Origin of the sequence: Corynebacterium halotolerans (genome assembly GCF_050107895.1) — a bacterium.
GTDB classification, from domain to species: domain Bacteria; phylum Actinomycetota; class Actinomycetes; order Mycobacteriales; family Mycobacteriaceae; genus Corynebacterium; species Corynebacterium halotolerans_B.
In genome coordinates this window covers 96,359-112,886 of the sequence record NZ_JBNILW010000003.1, presented here as the reverse complement: position 1 = coordinate 112,886, position 16,528 = coordinate 96,359, and the positions used below count along the sequence as shown (strand labels likewise).

Here is a 16,528-nt window from a genome sequence, read left to right as displayed (position 1 = left end):
TTTTTCCGGGCGTCGGTACCGGCACCGGGGGAGCGCGGCTCGCACCCAGCCGTTGTCAGCCGTGGTCTGCCGGGTACCCGCCAGGCCCGGAGGGAGCCGACCCTGCATGTTTAACCGGAACACCGACACCGCCGCGCTTGATGTCGCTGAAGCCACCACCGCCTTCGATCTGATCACCCGCACTCATGTGGTGGACACGTCCGTGCTCTTGTCCGACCCGTGGGCGCTACAGAAGTTCGCGGAACATGATGTGGTGCTGCCGCTGGTGGTCATCACCGAACTGGAGGGGAAACGCCATCACCCGGAACTCGGGTGGTTCGCCCGGCAGGCCCTGAGCCTGCTTGAGGAGCTGCGCTCCACCTACGGACGCCTGGATTCCCAGGTGCCCGTCAACACCGCCGGGGGTTCGCTGCGTGTGGAGCTCAACCACCAGGATCAAACACTGCTGCCGGCCGCCTTCCGCGGCACCGAAGGCGACGTCCGCATTCTCGCCTGCGCCCTGAACCTCCAGGGCAGTGGCCAGGACGTGGTGCTGGTCACCAAAGACGTCCCCCTCCGGGTCAAGGCCGGGGCGGTGGGCATCGCCGCTGATGAGTACCACGCCGAGGACGTGGTGCTGACCGGGTACTCCGGGATGGACACCGTCCACACCGACGCCGCCTCCGTGGATCTGCTGTACCGGGAAGGCGAGGTGTACCTGCCGGAGGCGGTCACCGATGACGGTACGGCCGTGGTCGATCTGCCGGTCCACTGTGGCGTCACCCTGCTGACCGGGACCCAATCCGCGCTGACCCGGGTGGCTCCAGACGGGGCGCTCCGGCTGATCCGCGGAGACCAGCAGGCCTTCGGGCTCCAGGGACGGTCCGCGGAACAGCGCATCGCCCTGGACCTGCTGCTGGACCCGGAGGTCGGCATCGTCTCCATCGGCGGGCGCGCCGGCACCGGCAAATCCGCCCTGGCCCTGTGTGCCGGACTGGAAGCCGTGCTGGAGCGGCGGGAGCACAAACGCATCGTGGTCTTCCGGCCGCTGTACGCCGTCGGGGGTCAGAACCTGGGGTACCTGCCGGGCAGCGAGTCGGAGAAGATGAACCCCTGGGCCCAGGCGGTCTTCGACACCTTGGAGGGGCTGGTCTCGGAGAACGCGATGGAGGAGATCATGGCGCGCGAGCTGATCGAGGTGCTGCCGCTGACCCACATCCGGGGCCGCAGTCTGCATGATTCCTTCGTCATCGTCGACGAAGCCCAGTCCCTGGAGCGCAACGTGCTGCTGACCGTGCTCTCCCGGTTGGGCCGCGGCAGCCGGGTGGTCCTGACCCACGACGTCGCGCAGCGCGACAATCTCCGGGTGGGGCGGCATGACGGGGTGCAGGCGGTGATCGAAACCCTGAAGGGGCACGAGCTGTTCTCCCACATCACCCTGCAGCGTTCCGAGCGTTCCGCCATCGCGGAGCTGGTCACCAACCTGCTGGAGTCGCACTAGAAATAAAGTACCTTCTCCGGTTGCTGGATCCCGCGGAAGTGATGGACAATTGCCGCTATGGCAGAAGCTACCTTCAGAATCCGCCCGATGCGGCGTGAGGACTATTCCCAGGTCCAGGAGATCTATGTGCAGGGCCTGGAAACCGGGCATGCCACATATGAGAGAAATGCTCCGGACTGGGAGGAGTTCAATGACCGGAAGATCGAGGGAACTGTCTTCGTCGCCGTGGAAGCAGATGATGACGCCTGCGTACTGGGCTGGGTCTCCGCTGCCCCGATTTCGCACCGGGAGGTGTTCTACGGAGTGGTCGAGGACTCGATCTACATCCGCAACGGTGCCCAGGGGCGGGGCATCGCCGGGGCACTGCTGGACCAGCTGATTTCGGTGTGCCAGGACCTGGGCAAGTGGGGGATCCACTCCTGGATCTTCCCGGAGAACCAGGGCTCGGTGAAGTTGCATGAGTCCCGCGGCTTCGAGAAGGTGGGGACGCTGCGGCACCTGGCGAAGATGCCCTACGGGGAGATGAAGGGCCAGTGGCGGGACACCGCCATCTGGGAGAAACTCCTCCCGAAACCCGACATCGAGGTCTAGTCCCCGCCGGAGCGAATGATCCTAATCCGTGGTCGTCTCAACACTGCTGAGCTTGTTGCTGAGGCGGCCTTCTTTAATGCCCAGAAGCAGCGCGGCACAGAGGAAGGCCACCGGGGCCAGGAGCAGGAAGACCGGAGTCAGGGAGTTGTTGTAGGCCAACTGCAGGGCGTCCTGCAGTACCGGTGGCAACTGCCCGATCATGCCCGGCGTCAGGCTGTTGGAGCCGTCGGCGGAGGCGAACTGTGCCGCGTACCCGGCACCCTCTTCACCCAGCTGCGCGAGCGCGGGAGCCAGGTTCTTCGGGATCTCATCGCCGAGACGGCCGATGAACAGCCCGCCGACCAGTGCCGAGCCCAGCGAGCCGCCGACCTGGCGGAAGAAGTTGTTGGCCCCGGTGGCCGTGCCGACGACGGTGACGGGGAAGGAGACCTGGACGATCAGGACCAGGACCTGCATCGCGCAGCCGACCCCGAAGCCGAAGACAAAGAAGACGGCTCCGACCAGGAACAGGGAGGTATCGGGCGTCAGGCGGCTGAGCAGAATCAGCGCCACTCCGGTGATCGCCATGCCCACGATGGGGTACCACTTGTACCTGCCGGTCTTGGAGATCAGCTGGCCGACGACGATGGAGGTACCCATCAGCCCGGCCATCATGGGGATCATCATCAGGCCGGCGCTGGTCGGTGACATCCCGTGCACCATCTGCAGGTAGGTGGGCAGGTAGGCCAGGGAGCCGAACATGAACACGCCGATGCCGAGGCCGACGAATGCGGTGATGATGAAGTTGCGGTTGCGGAAGAATGTCATCGGCACGATGGGGTCCTTGGCCCTAAGCTCCACGATCACGAAGAGCGCGGCGAAGACGACGAACGCGATGATGAGACCGATGATCTGTGGGTCGGTCCACTCGTACTCGTTGCCGCCCCAGGTGACGAAAAGGACCAGGGAGGCCGTCGCGATCGCCATGGTGGCGGTGCCCAGCCAGTCGGCGGTGAACTTCCGCTCACGCTGCGGCAGCTTGAGTAGTACGGCGATGGCGATCACGGCGATGATGCCCAGCGGGACGTTGAGCCACAGTCCCCAGCGCCAGCCCGGGCCGTCGGTGAACCAGCCACCGAGCACGGGGCCGAGCACCGAGGACACCGCGAACACGGAGCCCATGATGCCCATGAATTTGCCGCGTTCGCGTTCGGTGGTGACCTCGGCGGTGATCGCCTGGGAGGTGATCATCATGGCTCCCGCAGCCAGCCCCTGAATGGCGCGGGCGGCGATCAGGACCCCCATGTTGGCGGCGAAGCCGCCCAGGGCGGAACCGATGATGAACGTGATGATGGCACCGATGAACAGTTCCTTGCGGCCGATCTGGTCACCGAGCTTGCCGAAGACCGGTAGGGCGATGGTCTGCGCCAGGAGGAAAGCGGTGATCACCCACGACATGTGGTTGACCCCGCCGAGTTCGCCGACGATCGTCGGGAGGGCGGTGGAGAAGATCATCTGGCCCAGCGAGCTCATCAGCATCGTGAGCATGAGGGCGGCGATGATCAGGTTGAGGGTCCGCCTGTCGCGCTGTTGCGGTTCCACGGCGGGTTCTACTTGGGTGGTCATTGTGCGGTTCCTTCGTGGGTCAGGGGGCCGTTGTGCTTGTCGATCAGGGCGGTGAAATCGCGCAGAGTGCGGTGGCAGGCGGCGGTGAGTGCAGCGGGGGAGTTGTCGTCACCGTGCAACCACGACATGTAGCTCAGCTGCAGGACGTTCCCGGCGAGCGTGACAATGCCCGCCGCCTCCTGTTCCGGGCTGGAGTCGGTGGCGCGCTCTGCCGGGTGGGCGGTGAAGTAGTCCAGGAGAATGTCCCGGAGCACGTGGTGGATCTGGTGGAAGCTGGCGCTGCGCTGCAGGAACAGCTCCGGGTTCCGGTGGCGGATCTCCTTGCGGCGGCGCAGAATCTCGGTGCGCCGGTCAGAGTCGATCAGTTGTCCTCCGATGGTGACGCAGATGCAGAGGTCCACCACCGCGACCAGCAGATTCCCGTGTCGTTGCCCGATGAATGCGGCGCGTTCCTCCTCGCTGGGGAGCCGTGGGGGATCGCCGAGAATGGCGGTTTCCTTGCAGTCCACGTAGTTGAAGAAGGTCCGCTTGGAAATGCCCACGGCGGCGCAGATGTCTTCCACCGTCACGTTCTCGACACCGTGGGCCGCGACCAGCCCGGTGGCATGTTCTTCGATGGCCGCGCGGGTGGCGCGGCGTTTCATCTCGCGGAGCGAGAGGTCGTCTGAGTCGTTCACGAAAGCTAAACCTAGTGCAATTTTGCACTACATGCAAACTTGCATTGAGTGCAATAGAGCGTCCGGGAGAGGTGCTATGACCTGGCTCTCTGGTGCGCGCGTCACCGGAGGGCTGTCACCGGTATCTCTCCGGCTGCTAACGTCGCAGGTGAAGCCTCCGCTGATTCGGGAGGCGGCGAGCAGGAACTTAAGGGGACCGAGATGTTCTTCAGGCGATTGCGTCGACGTTCACGCAAGCCCACCCCTCTCACCCGGGCCGGGCGGAAACGCGAGGTGGAGATCTTCCCCGGGCTCGATAATGAGCGCGGGCTGGAGCTGCGCAGACAGTTGCGGCACCAGTTCGCGGAATACGGTGCCGCGATCCACTTTGATGGCCGGCAGGGGGAGATCACCCATCCGGGGCGGGGACGGGTCCGGGTCGGATTCGACCACCTCGTGCGCCTGCTCGCGGGCAACGAGGATCCCAACGCCATCGCCTCCCACGCGGAGGCCTTCGTCCGGATGATCATGTCCGATGAGGGGACGGAGAACATGCGGGTTCCGGAGATCTATGCAGGTCTCCGCCTCAAACTGACGCCTACGTGGGGACTGAGCGAGGATGAGCGCGGAATCATCGACGGCGCCACCATCGACCCCTTCGCGGAGAACGTCGCCGTCGCCCTCGTGCTCGACACCGAGAACGCCATCCAGACCGTCGCGTTGTCTAAAGCCGAGAAATTCGACGATGTACCGAGCCTCCGCCGTGCCGCCACCGCCAACCTGCGCAGTGAATTGCAGACGGCGGACATCCAGATCGTCTACCACGAGGGTAGTGCGCAGATGCCCGGTGGACACTTCTGGTCCTTTGAGTCGGACAGTTTCTACCTCGGCAGCGCGCCGCTGCTGCTGGAGGAGGTGCTGGCGGAATGGGTACCCGAAATGGACCAGAGCAACGGGATCCTCTTCGCCATGCCGAACCGGCACCTGATGCTGGCCCGTGAGGTCACCACCGGCAATGATCTGCTCCAGGGACTGCAGAGCGTGGCCATGGTGGCCGCCCGCTTCGCCATGGAGCGCAGTCATCCGATCTCTTCGTCGGTGTATCTCAGTTACGCCGGGGGAAGGAGCACCATCTCCGAGGTGGATCATTCCGTCAAGGAGCTGAAGATCATCCCCGACGCCCACCTGGTGCACCAGCTCGGGCTGGAGAACCCCTAGTCCGGAGACACGGAACGCCGCCCCCGCAGAAGTGCCGGGGCGGCGCCGAAGTGACCGGGTGGCCTACTTGTCGCGGTCGGTGTTGGCCATCGCCAGAACGTCCAGACGCTTGTCCAGCTCTTCCTCGGTGAGGTTCTCACCGTCGACGAAGCCGAGGTCGATGACCGTCTGGCGGATGGTCTTGCCCTCGGCCAGGGCGGTCTTGGCCACCTTGGCGGCGGCTTCGTAGCCGATGGCGGAGTTCAGCGGGGTCACGATGGACGGGGAGGACTCGGCCTGCACCTTCATGTGCTCTTCGTTGGCCTCCAGGCCGTCCACCAGCCGCTCGGCGAATACCCGCGAGGTGTTGGCCAGCAGGGTGATGGACTCGAGCACGTTGCGCGCCATCATCGGGATGAAGACGTTGAGCTCGAACTGGCCCTGGGAACCACCGAAGGCGACGGCGGCGTCGTTGCCGATGACCTGGGCGGAGACCTGGGTGGCGGTCTCACACAGGACCGGGTTGACCTTGCCCGGCATGATGGAGGAACCCGGCTGCAGGTCCGGCAGGCGCAGCTCGCCGAGCCCAGTCAGCGGGCCGGAGCCCATCAGGCGGATGTCGTTGGCGATCTTGTAGAAGGACACGGCGATGGTGCGCAGCGCGCCGGAGATCTCCACCAGGGCGTCGCGGTTGGCCTGGGCCTCGAAGTGGTTCTCGGCCTCGCTCAACTGCTCCAGGCCGGTCAGCTTCTTCAGTTCCTCGGTGACCTTGGCACCGAAGTCGGCCGGGGTGTTCAGGCCGGTGCCGGTGGCGGTGCCGCCGATCGGCAGCTCGCCGACGCGCGGCAGGGCGGACTTGACGCGCTCGATGCCCAGCTCAATCTGGCGGGCGTAGCCGCCGAACTCCTGGCCCAGGGTCACCGGGACCGCGTCCATGAGGTGGGTGCGGCCGGACTTGACCACCGACTTCCACTCGGCGGACTTGTTCGCCAGCGAGGTCTGCAGCTGCTCCAGCGCCGGCAGCAGCACCTTCACGGCGGCCTCGGTGGTGGCCACGTGGGTGGCCGTGGGGAAGGTGTCGTTGGAGGACTGCCCCATGTTCACGTGGTCATTCGGGTGGATCTCCACGCCGTTGTTCTTGGCGATGGAGGCGATGACCTCGTTGGTGTTCATGTTCGAGGAGGTGCCGGAGCCGGTCTGGAACACGTCGATCGGGAACTCGGCGTCGTGCTTGCCCTCCGCGATCTCCTTCGCGGCGGAGACGATCGCCGTGCCCTGCTCCTCGGTCAGCAGGCCACGCTCCTGGTTGACGGTGGCACAGGCCGCCTTCAGCAGGCCCATGGCGCGGATCTGGGCGGACTCCAGCGGGCGGCCGGAGATGGGGAAGTTGTCCACGGCGCGCTGGGTCTGGGCCTGCCACAGAGCCTGGGCGGGAACCTTGACCTCGCCCATGGTGTCGTGTTCGATGCGGAATTCCTGCTCGGTCATGAAAACCACCTTTGTGTTGAAATGAAGTGTTTAAGTAGCGACAGCGGAAGAAACCATTGTCCGGCCCGACGGTGTTGCAGGGCGCGGGCCCAGCCCCAATTATGGCCCAGTCCGGGGGCGCGGTGGGCAGGAGGTCACGGTCACCCACCGCACGCCGGGCTCTCCGGGTATCCCGGGAGAGCTAGATCGTCGGCTTGGTGGAGTAGTCCACCACGGAGTACTCCTGCAGCTTGGCCAGCTTGTGCACGGACTCGATGTAGCGCACGGTGCCGGACTTCGACCGCATGACCAGCGAACGTGTGGTGGCGCCGTTGGCGCGGTAGCTCACGCCGCGGAGCATGTCACCGTTGGTCACGCCGGTGGCCGCGAAGTAGCAGTTGTCGGAGTTGACCAGGTCATTGGTGAACAGCACACGGTTGAGTTCGTGGCCGGCGTCCATGGCCTTGCGGGCCTCGGCGTCGTCCTGCGGGGCCAGGATGCCCTGGATCTCACCGCCCATGGCCTTCATGGCGCAGGCGGTGATAATGCCTTCCGGGGTGCCGCCGGTGCCCAGCATGATGTCGATGGAGTTGGAGTCCTGCGCGGTGGCGATCGCACCGGCGACGTCGCCGTCCGAGATCAGGCGCACCTTGGCGCCGGCGCGGCGGATGTCGGCGATCAGGTCCTTGTGGCGCGGGCGGTCGAGCACCACGACGGTGACGTCGGAGGGAGACACCCCCTTGGTCTTGGCCACGGCCTTGATGTTGTGGTCCACAGGTGCCGCGATGTCGACCTTACCGGCGGCGTCCGGGCCCACGGCCAGCTTCTTCATGTAGTAGACGGCGGAGGGGTCGTACATGGAGCCCCGTTCGGCGGCGGCGATCACGGAGATGGCGTTGGGGCGGCCCTCGGCCATCAGGGTGGTGCCGTCGACGGGGTCCACGGCGATGTCGACCTCGGCGCCTTCGCCGGTGCCCACGCCTTCCCCGTTGAACAGCATCGGGGCCTCGTCCTTCTCGCCTTCGCCGATGACCACTACGCCGCGCATGTTCACGGAGTTGATGAGCTTGCGCATCGCATCCACCGCGGCGCCGTCACCCTCGTTCTTCATGCCGCGTCCCACCCACCGGCCGGAGGCCAGGGCCGCCGCCTCGGTGACTCGGACCAGTTCCATGGCGAGGTTGCGGTCCAGGCTCTCGCGGGGTTCTGTGTTCATAGGGGTAGGGCCTCCTGAGGGGGATCTAGTTCGCTGGCGCTGTGGGAACGGTTTCCCGGTGAACCTTGCGGGGTGAACCGGATAGTTCCCACATTTGTCCCATTGTTCCACTAACCGGGTGGGTTTTCGGATGATTGTCCACCCGAAAGAGGGGTGTCCCTCGCGCAGCTCACCTGCCGAGAGGTGAATTACCTGGCAAAGAGGTCCCATGACATACTGGGCAACGTGGCTGATGAGAAACCTAGAATCCTCCAGGGCGGCCGGGACATGGTGCTGTCCATCGGCCTGGTCGTCATCGTGACGCTCGCCGTCGTGATCCCGACCGGCTTGTGCAGCTGGAACCCCGGGGCCCCCGAGCAGGGGCCGGTGCAGGAGGTCGATGCAGAGACCTTCGCGGCCATGGAGGCCCGGGTGATGGCCTTTCCGGTCCGCCTGCCGGATTCCCCGGACGGGTGGATCACCAACTCCGCCCGCCGCAGCAGCGTCGACGCCACCCCGGCCGTCGTGATCGGCTGGGTGACCGCCGACGGCGGGTTCCTGCAGCTGACGCAGACCGGGGAGACGCTTGACGACGCCGTGCGCGGCATCGACGAGGACCCCCGCCAGCTCGACCGGACGATTAACATCGCGGGCGAGGAGGTCCAGATCCATACCTCCGAGGAAAGCGATGTGCGGGATCTGTGGGTGGTCGATCTGGGTGAGAGCCGGGCCCTGCTGAGCGGTGCCGGTACCGAAGAGGAGTTCACTACCCTGCTGGAGGCGGTCATCACCGCGGAGCCGCTGCCGGCCGGCGAGTAATCACGCCACGAGCACGGTGAACACCGAGAGCACGGGGAGCAACACCAGGGTGAACCCCAGCACGGGGCGGAGCACCGGTGTCATCTCCGGCTCATCCGGGCACAGCCGCCGGGCGAGTTCCACCCGCGAGGGCGTGGCCATGGTCAGCAACGATGCGGAGACGTTCTGACTGGCGGCCACCGGCAGAACCGAAGCTCCCAGAGTGGCCGCCGCCTGTGCCTGCGGTCCCGCGAACATCGCGTTGGCGCCACTGTTGGAGGCGGTGATGAAACCGCCGGCGCCCCCGATGAACGGGACCAGGAAGAGATAACCCTCGCCCAGTCCGGCCAGGGCGTCCGCCAGCTGGTCGGACATCCCGGACACCGCCATGACGGCCCCCAGGAAGATGAACAGGCCCGTCGCCGGCCCCACGTGCCACCAGGTGGCCCCGGCATGGCGCAGGGTCGGACGCAGCTGACCGAGGTGAGCGTGCAGGGTGACCAGCACCGCGACCGCCAGCCACAGGGCCGGTGAGCTGAGGTGGCGCCACGCGGTGTCTCCGGCGTCGGCGAGCCGGACGAGGACCGACGTCGTCAGCACCCCGCCCAGGAGCACCCCGTACGGCAGGAGGGCGCGCAGCTCCCGGGCGGTCATCGCCAGCTTCACACCCCGGAGCCGGTGGACCAGCAGGTGCACCAGCAGAGTCACGGCGGCGCCCACCGCGCCGGCCGGGGCGGTACCGAACAGGATGTTCGCGGCCCAGATGCTGCCCCAGAGCACCAGCCCCGACGCCGTCGCCAGGACCACGGCCCGCAGCCTGCGGCCGTCCCCGCCCGCGACCAGCGCCGCGGTGACGCCTGCCCCGATGAACACCGGCAGGCTGAGCAGCGCGGACATGACGCCGAACTCGGTGAAGCCGACCTGAGCCAGCTCCGCGGCGATCAGGGTGCCCGGGCCCATCGCACCCCAGGGCACGGCACACAGTCCCAGCAATCCGATGACCGGCGCCCGATGTCCACGGAACCCGAGGGCGACCAGCAGGGGGACGGAGATGGCCACGCCCACACCGAAACCGGTCAACGATTCCGCCAGGGGAGTGACCCCGTGCACCACGGCCAGCGCGGGCGCCAGACCGCTGCCCAGTCGCCCCCGCAGCCAGCCGGAGATTACCGCCTGATCCCCGTTGCGTCTTCCGGCCTCCGCGAAGGCGATACCGCCGCCGACGATCAGCACGACCTCGATCACCAGCACCGACCACCCGCGCAACGTGTCGGCCGCGTCCGCCCATCCGAAACCGAAGGTGGAGGCGGCGACGAGCACGGCCGCCACCAGACCGAACACGGCGGAGCGGCCCGTCGATTGCCGGGCGATCAGGGCGGCGATCACCACCAACAGCGGGAGTCCCGCGAGAACAACACTCACGGCGGCGATGCTATCCGGTGGCACTCCTCATGGGGGAGGGGACGCCGTTACCCGGCAGAAGACTCGGCGTCACCGTCCCCGCTGCGGTTCAGGGCCTCCTCCACCCGCCGGGAGGCATTGGCCAGGTGCTCTTCACAGCGCTTGGCCAGCGCTTCACCCCGCTCCCAGTACTTCAGCGATTCATCCAGTCCCATCTGGCCCAGTTCCAGGATCTTCACGATCTCTATCAGTTCGTCCCGGGCCTGCTCGTAGTTGAGCTGCTCGACCGGGGGGAAGGCGGCGTCGCTGGTCTGCCCGGTACCGAAGGCATCGGAGTTCTGCGGAGTGGTCAAGAATTTTCTCGCTTCCAGAGGTGGGGAAAACTTAGGGATTAATCGGCGGGGGTGGCGGACATGCCGGCGGCGGTGATCGAACCGTCCGCAACGCGGATACGCAGTTGACTGCCCGGCGGAGTCTGGGAAATGGTGGTGACCACCTCAGGGTCCGAACCGTCCCGCGGCACCACCTGCACCACGGCGTAGCCGCGCGCCAGGGTGGCCGAGGGGCCGAGGGCGGCGACCTGGGCACGCAGGGAGGCCACCTGCGACTGCTCCTGCTGCAGCAGATGGGTCACGTCCCGGCGGATCATGCCGACGGCCTGCCGGACTTCCTCACGGCGCCGGCGCAGCGGAGTCGTCGGGTCGGCCATCACGGGACGGGAGCGTATGGACGCCAGCCCCTGCCGCTCGCGTTGGACCCAGCCACGCAGAGCGGCGGCGGCCCGCGCCCGGGCCTCGGCGATCAGGGCACGTTCCTCCAGGACATCGGGGACCACCCGTTTGGCGGCGTCGGTGGGGGTGGCAGCCCGCAGATCGGCCACATTGTCCAGGATCGGGGTGTCCGGCTCGTGCCCGATGGCGGAGACCACCGGGGTCCGGGCCGCAGCGACGGCGCGCTGCAGGGCCTCCTCGGAAAACGGCAGGAGGTCCTCGACCGAACCGCCGCCGCGGGCGATGATGATGACGTCGACCCCCGGGTCGTCGTCAAGCTGCCGCAGCGCGTCGAGGATCTGCGGGACGGCGGTGGCTCCCTGTACCGCCGTGTTGATGACCTTGAACTGCACCTCCGGCCAGCGGTCGCGGGCCACGGAGAGGACGTCCCGCTCAGCGGCCGAACCGCGGCCGGTGATGAGTCCGACGCACTGTGGCAGGTAGGGCAGCCGCTTTTTGCGCGCCGGGTCGAACAGGCCCTCGCCGGCGAGGGACTTGCGCAGCATTTCCACCCGCGCCAGCAGTTCCCCGATGCCCACCGGGCGGATCTGGGTGACCCAGAGGGAGAAGGAGCCACGGCCGGCGTAGAAGGCGGGCTTGCCGTAGACGACGACCCGGTCGCCGTCGCGCAGCGGGGTGGGGGAGTTGCGGACCAGGTTGGTCGGACAGGTGATCTGGACGCTGGCCTCGGCCTCGGTGTCACGCAGCGTGAGGTAGCTCAGCTTCCAGTTCGGCTTCATGTTGACCTGGGTCAGCTGGCCCTCCACCCAGAGGTGGCCGAGACGTTCGATCCACCCCTTGACCTTCGAATTGACCTCGCGGACCGGCCACGGGGAATCCGGGGCGCTCGGGGCGTTCGACAATGGTGTGCCACCTTATAGAGATCGCTGTGGGAGATGTACCTCGCCCATTCTAGGCATTTGGTGATTCCTTGGATACCCTGGCGGTATGAGCTCTACTGAGAAGAAGGTCCTCCTGGCTGCCCCGCGGGGCTATTGCGCAGGAGTCGACCGTGCGGTCGAAACTGTCGAGAAGGCCCTGGAAAACTACGGGGCGCCCGTCTATGTCCGTAAGGAAATCGTCCACAACCGGTTTGTGGTGGATTCGCTGCGCGAGCGCGGGGCCATCTTCGTGGAGGAGGCCGACGAGGTCCCGGAGGGAGCGCACCTGGTGTTCTCCGCCCACGGCATTTCACCGGCGGTGCGGGATCAGGCCAAGTCCCTGAACCTGCAGACCCTGGACGCGACCTGCCCGCTGGTGACCAAGGTCCACAATGAGGCCAAGCGCTTCGACCGGGACGGCTACCACATCCTGCTGGTCGGCCACGAGGGGCACGAGGAGGTCGAGGGCACCTCCGGCGAGGCTCCTGAGGTGACCCACCTGGTGGACGGCCTGGAGGGCGTGGACCAGCTGCCGGACTACCTGGCGGACGAGAAGCTGGTCTGGCTGTCCCAGACCACGCTCTCCGTGGATGAGACGATGCAGATCGTGGTGAAGCTCAAGGAGCGGTTCCCGCACCTGCAGGATCCGCCGTCCGATGACATCTGCTACGCCACCCAGAACCGTCAGGTGGCCGTCAAGGCCATCGCACCGGAGTCGGATCTGTTCCTCGTGGTCGGTTCCCAGAACTCCTCGAACTCCAAGCGGATGGTCGAGGTTGCCCTGCAGTACGGCGCCAAGGCCTCCTACCTGGTGGACTTCGCCACCCAGATCGAGGAATCCTGGCTCGACGGCGTGGAGACCATCGGGCTGTCCTCCGGCGCCTCCGTACCGGAGATCTTGGTGCGAGACGTGCTCGAATTCCTCGCGGAACGCGGCTTCACCGCCGTGGATGAAGTCACCACGGCCAGCGAGAAGATCACCTTCGCGCTGCCGCGGGAACTGCGCCCCGCCCGCACCGTCAAGCAGGCGCTCTAGTCGCGGTAGAGATCATCGGTGACGGAGCGGTCCGGCCGGCGCTGGTTGCGCCGGATCAGCTCCTCCACCGTGACCCGGTCACCCGTTCGTTCGGAACGGCGTGCCCGGGTCTTTGCGCTCTGTGCCCGGGCGCGCGTGGCGGTGATCTGGTTACGGCGTTCCGCCTCCTGATCACGACGCCGTGCCTCCCGCGCGCGGGAGGCGACCACCCGGTTGCGGCGGTTCAGCAGCCACAGCCGCAACAGCGCAATGACGGCCGCCCCCAGCGTGATGCTGATGAGCACGGGGAAGAACTCCGCCAGGGGGAAGACCGCGGTGATGACCGAGGTGGTGGAAAACCCCTGTGACGAGGTGGAGGCGAGCCGGTTGATCACCCAGGAAGAGAACGGCGTGATCACCCCGAACAACAGGGGAAGGCTGGCGACGGTGAGAAACAGCCCCCGGCCCTCGACGATGAGGGCCACCAGGACACCGGCCACGGCGAAGCAGGTCAGATAGGCCGGACCGAGAGAGCCGGCGCCGAGACTGAGCAGACAGCCGGTCACCAGGGCCGCGAACACGATCGCCGGACCGGACCAGGTGGGTATGCCCTGGAACCCTCCCGAGGACGAGCGCGCTGCGGTGGTTCCGGGGCGGGACGTTCTGGTCTGCGGCGACTGGTGTGACACGGAAAAACAGTCTAGCTGGTGGGTAACTGGTTATACGAGTCCCCGCCCGGTGAGTGGGGAGCCGCGCCTACTTCGGAGTGGCCGTGTCCGCGTCGGTCTCCGTCGGCGGCTCGGGCTTTGTGGCGCCACGGTGCGCGTCACGGGTGAACAGCCGGCCCAACGTCCCGGTGGCGTCATTGATGCGCTGCAGCAGGCTGCTGGCCTCATCCTCGGACTCCGGGTGACGTTCCACGCGTTCATCGGGCACCACCACGGGCGGATCCAGCCGCTTGGCGCGCATCCGTTTTCCGGCTTCCTCCGTGTACCGTCCGGTCCAGATGCCGGCGTTGGTGGCGAAATTGATGTCGCTGGTCTTCTTCTCGCCGGAGCGCAGCATCGCCATGTCCTGGACGTAACGGAAGACCACCGCGATCATGGCGGCGACGGGGACCGCCAGGAAGGCGCCGATGATCCCGAAGAGGCCGCCGCCGACCGTGACGGACACCAGAATGACCACCGGGTGCAGGTCCATGGCGCGTGACTGCAGGATGGGGGAGAGGATGTTGCCCTCCAGCTGCTGCACCGCCAGGATCAGGATCAGGGTCAGGATGGCTTCGGTGAAGCCGAGGGAAACCAGGGCGACCAGAACGGCCAGAGCGCCTGCGGTGATGGCACCGATATAGGGGATGAATCCCGCGACGAAGGTGATCACGGCCAGGGCGAGCGCCATGGGCACACCGATGAGTGTCAGCCCGATGCCGATGAAGATGGCGTCCACGAAGGAGACCATGGCCTGGGCGCGGATGAAGCCGCCCAGGGTGTTCCAGCCACGGGTCAGCAGCTCCGTGCCGTGGCGGCCGGCCCGACGCCCCGAGGCCCGGCGCAGCCAGGGCAGGAAGCGGTACCCGTCCTTGAGGAAGAAGAACGTGAGCACCAGCATGATACCGATGGTGACCAGCATCGACGTGGCCACGCTGAAACCGCTGAAGATGCCGCCGGCGATGGCGCCGGCCTGGTCCTGCAGCCAGCTGGCGGCCTGGTTGACCACATCATCCAGGTCCCGGGAATCCAGGTTGAGGGGTGGCCCCTGCAGCCAGAGCCGGAGGTGCTGGATGCCGTCATAGGCCTGGTAGTACAGCGTCTGGGACTGTCGTGCCACGTCCGGGGCGATCAGTACGAACAGACCGGCCACGACGGCCAGCGCACCGAGCATGGAGATCAGCGCCGCCAGGGCACTGGGCACGCGGTGCCGCCGCATCCAGGCGGTGGGCGGGACGAGCACCGTGGAGATCAGCAACGCGAGGATGACCGGCAGCAGCCCCGCCCAGAACTGCTTGAGCAGGAACCATGCGGCATAGCCGACCACCGCGATGATCAGGATGCGGATGCACCAGGCGGCCAACACCCGGAGCCCCTCATCGAAGACCCGGGAACGGTCCACCTGGTCCTCATAACCACCGGTCATCTCCGAGTCCAGCTCGGAGAACTGGCCCGTCTCGTCGAGGTCGCCCGGGGGCACCGAGCGCGCGTTGGTGGGGTCCTCGGCCGCGTCGGCGACGACCGTGCTCTCGACGTCCTCGGCGCCGGTGACGTCGCCGGCCGCTTGCTCTCGCTTTTCAGTCACAACCTCTATATTGCCTGAAGCCCCGGACATCGTGGCTACGGCACACACCGCCGTCCACTTATCGATTCGGGGTTGCTAGGATCAGGTGCCGTGAGCCTTACTCTTGGAATCGTCGGTCTGCCCAACGTGGGCAAGTCAACCCTGTTCAATGCCCTGACCCGCAATGACGTGCTGGCCGCGAACTACCCCTTCGCGACCATCGAGCCGAACGTCGGCCTCGTCGAACTTCCCGACGCCCGCCTGACCCGCCTGGCGGAGATCTTCAGCTCGGAGAAGATCCTGCCGGCGACCGTGTCGTTCGTGGACATCGCCGGCATCGTCAAGGGTGCCTCAGAGGGGGAGGGGATGGGCAACGCCTTCCTCGCGAACATCCGCGACGCCGACGCCATCTGCCAGGTGGTGCGCGCCTTCTCCGACGACAACGTCATCCACGTCGAGGGCAAGGTCGACCCGAGCACCGACATCTCCGTGATCAACCTCGAGCTGATCCTCGCGGACCTGCAGACCGTGGAGAAGGCTCTGCCGCGCCTGGAGAAGGACGCCAAGAAGGACAAGTCCCTGGGTGAGGTCGTCGAGGCGACCAAGAAGGCCAAGGAGATCCTGGAGGATGGCCGCACCCTGTTCTCCGCCGCCAAGAACGGCGAGATCGACTTGGCGCTGGTGCGCGAACTGCATCTGATGACCGCCAAGCCATTCCTCTACGTGTTCAACTCCGATGAGGAGGTGCTCACCGACGACGCGAAGAAGCAGGAGCTGCGCGATCTGGTGGCACCCGCCGACTGCGTGTTCCTGGATGCCCAGACCGAGACCGAGCTGCTGGAGCTCGACGATGAGGAGGCCGCCGAGCTGCTGGCCTCTGTCGGCCAGGATGAGCCGGGCCTGCACTCCCTGGCCAAGGCGGGCTTCGCCACGCTCGGCCTGCAGACCTACCTGACCGCCGGTCCGAAGGAGTCCCGCGCCTGGACCATTCCGCAGGGTGCGACTGCCCCGCAGGCGGCCGGCGTCATCCACACCGACTTCGAGCGCGGCTTCATCAAGGCGGAGATCGTCTCCTTCGAGGATCTCGACGCCGCTGGCTCCATGAATGAGGCCAAAGCCAAGGGGCAGGTCCGCCAAGAGGGCAAAGACTACGTCATGGCTGATGGTGACGTGGTCGAGTTCCGGTTTAACGTATAGCGTT

General features: G+C 66.6%; 15 protein-coding genes. 6 read left to right on the top strand and 9 right to left on the bottom strand.

From position 1 onward, the window contains the following. Positions 1-106: 106 nt before the first annotated feature. Positions 107-1,480, top strand: coding sequence for a PhoH family protein (locus ACQCVD_RS04415; protein WP_426822503.1), 1,374 nt, complete (start codon positions 107-109; stop codon positions 1,478-1,480). A 57-nt stretch (positions 1,481-1,537) separates the two neighbouring features. After that, positions 1,538-2,071, top strand: a complete 534-nt coding sequence (locus ACQCVD_RS04410) for an N-acetyltransferase family protein (RefSeq protein WP_426822502.1) — start codon at positions 1,538-1,540, stop codon at positions 2,069-2,071. 21 nt (positions 2,072-2,092) lie between these two features. Here the strand turns inward: ACQCVD_RS04410 and ACQCVD_RS04405 are convergent, their stop codons facing one another. Together ACQCVD_RS04405 and ACQCVD_RS04400 are read right to left on the bottom strand one after the other, a co-directional pair. Beyond that, entirely contained in the window at positions 2,093-3,676 is a 1,584-nt protein-coding gene (locus ACQCVD_RS04405; protein WP_426822501.1) for an MDR family MFS transporter, read from the bottom strand. Then, positions 3,673-4,353, bottom strand: a complete 681-nt coding sequence (locus ACQCVD_RS04400; protein ID WP_426822500.1) for a TetR/AcrR family transcriptional regulator — start codon at positions 4,351-4,353, stop codon at positions 3,673-3,675. Before ACQCVD_RS04400 ends, ACQCVD_RS04405 begins: the two co-directional genes overlap by 4 nt. 201 nt (positions 4,354-4,554) lie before the next feature. Here ACQCVD_RS04400 and ACQCVD_RS04395 point away from each other — a divergent pair, with 201 nt between their 5' ends. Continuing rightward, on the top strand, positions 4,555-5,550 hold the full coding sequence (locus ACQCVD_RS04395; protein WP_426822499.1) for a hypothetical protein: 996 nt from the start codon (positions 4,555-4,557) through the stop codon (positions 5,548-5,550). 63 nt (positions 5,551-5,613) lie between these two features. Here the strand turns inward: ACQCVD_RS04395 and ACQCVD_RS04390 are convergent, their stop codons facing one another. Both ACQCVD_RS04390 and glpX read right to left on the bottom strand, forming a co-directional pair. Then, the gene (locus tag ACQCVD_RS04390) at positions 5,614-7,017 is read right to left on the bottom strand and encodes a class II fumarate hydratase (RefSeq protein ID WP_426822498.1); all 1,404 of its coding nucleotides are present in this window, start codon (positions 7,015-7,017) and stop codon (positions 5,614-5,616) included. A 181-nt stretch (positions 7,018-7,198) separates the two neighbouring features. Continuing rightward, positions 7,199-8,212: a class II fructose-bisphosphatase gene (glpX, locus tag ACQCVD_RS04385; protein ID WP_426822497.1), complete on the bottom strand. Its 1,014-nt coding sequence runs from the start codon at positions 8,210-8,212 to the stop codon at positions 7,199-7,201. A gap of 225 nt (positions 8,213-8,437) precedes the next feature. Between glpX and ACQCVD_RS04380 the strand changes: the two genes are divergently transcribed. Continuing rightward, positions 8,438-9,010 (top strand): DUF4245 domain-containing protein, encoded by a 573-nt coding sequence (locus ACQCVD_RS04380; protein ID WP_426822496.1) that lies wholly within the window; start codon positions 8,438-8,440, stop codon positions 9,008-9,010. Here ACQCVD_RS04380 and ACQCVD_RS04375 read toward each other — a convergent pair whose 3' ends face one another. The 3 genes from ACQCVD_RS04375 to xseA are packed head-to-tail and all read right to left on the bottom strand — an operon-like array spanning position 9,011 to position 12,023. Continuing rightward, entirely contained in the window at positions 9,011-10,411 is a 1,401-nt protein-coding gene (locus ACQCVD_RS04375; protein WP_426822495.1) for an L-lactate permease, read from the bottom strand. A 47-nt stretch (positions 10,412-10,458) separates the two neighbouring features. After that, the gene (locus ACQCVD_RS04370) at positions 10,459-10,743 is read right to left on the bottom strand and encodes an exodeoxyribonuclease VII small subunit (protein WP_426822494.1); all 285 of its coding nucleotides are present in this window, start codon (positions 10,741-10,743) and stop codon (positions 10,459-10,461) included. A gap of 38 nt (positions 10,744-10,781) precedes the next feature. Beyond that, positions 10,782-12,023 carry an exodeoxyribonuclease VII large subunit gene (gene xseA / locus ACQCVD_RS04365; RefSeq protein ID WP_426822493.1) on the bottom strand — a complete coding sequence of 414 codons (1,242 nt, stop codon included), beginning with the start codon at positions 12,021-12,023 and terminating at the stop codon, positions 10,782-10,784. Between the two features lie 85 nt (positions 12,024-12,108). Here xseA and ACQCVD_RS04360 point away from each other — a divergent pair, with 85 nt between their 5' ends. Beyond that, positions 12,109-13,077 (top strand): 4-hydroxy-3-methylbut-2-enyl diphosphate reductase, encoded by a 969-nt coding sequence (locus ACQCVD_RS04360; protein WP_426822492.1) that lies wholly within the window; start codon positions 12,109-12,111, stop codon positions 13,075-13,077. On the opposite strand, the gene ACQCVD_RS04355 is transcribed toward ACQCVD_RS04360, so the two are convergent. Both ACQCVD_RS04355 and ACQCVD_RS04350 read right to left on the bottom strand, forming a co-directional pair. Further along, positions 13,074-13,745, bottom strand: a complete 672-nt coding sequence (locus ACQCVD_RS04355) for a DUF6542 domain-containing protein (protein WP_426822491.1) — start codon at positions 13,743-13,745, stop codon at positions 13,074-13,076. The two genes, ACQCVD_RS04360 and ACQCVD_RS04355, sit on opposite strands and share 4 nt — an antisense overlap. 67 nt (positions 13,746-13,812) lie before the next feature. Continuing rightward, positions 13,813-15,378 carry an AI-2E family transporter gene (locus ACQCVD_RS04350; protein WP_426822490.1) on the bottom strand — a complete coding sequence of 522 codons (1,566 nt, stop codon included), beginning with the start codon at positions 15,376-15,378 and terminating at the stop codon, positions 13,813-13,815. A gap of 60 nt (positions 15,379-15,438) precedes the next feature. Here ACQCVD_RS04350 and ychF point away from each other — a divergent pair, with 60 nt between their 5' ends. Further along, positions 15,439-16,524 carry a redox-regulated ATPase YchF gene (gene ychF / locus ACQCVD_RS04345; protein WP_426822489.1) on the top strand — a complete coding sequence of 362 codons (1,086 nt, stop codon included), beginning with the start codon at positions 15,439-15,441 and terminating at the stop codon, positions 16,522-16,524. The last annotated feature ends 4 nt before the right edge of the window (positions 16,525-16,528 follow it).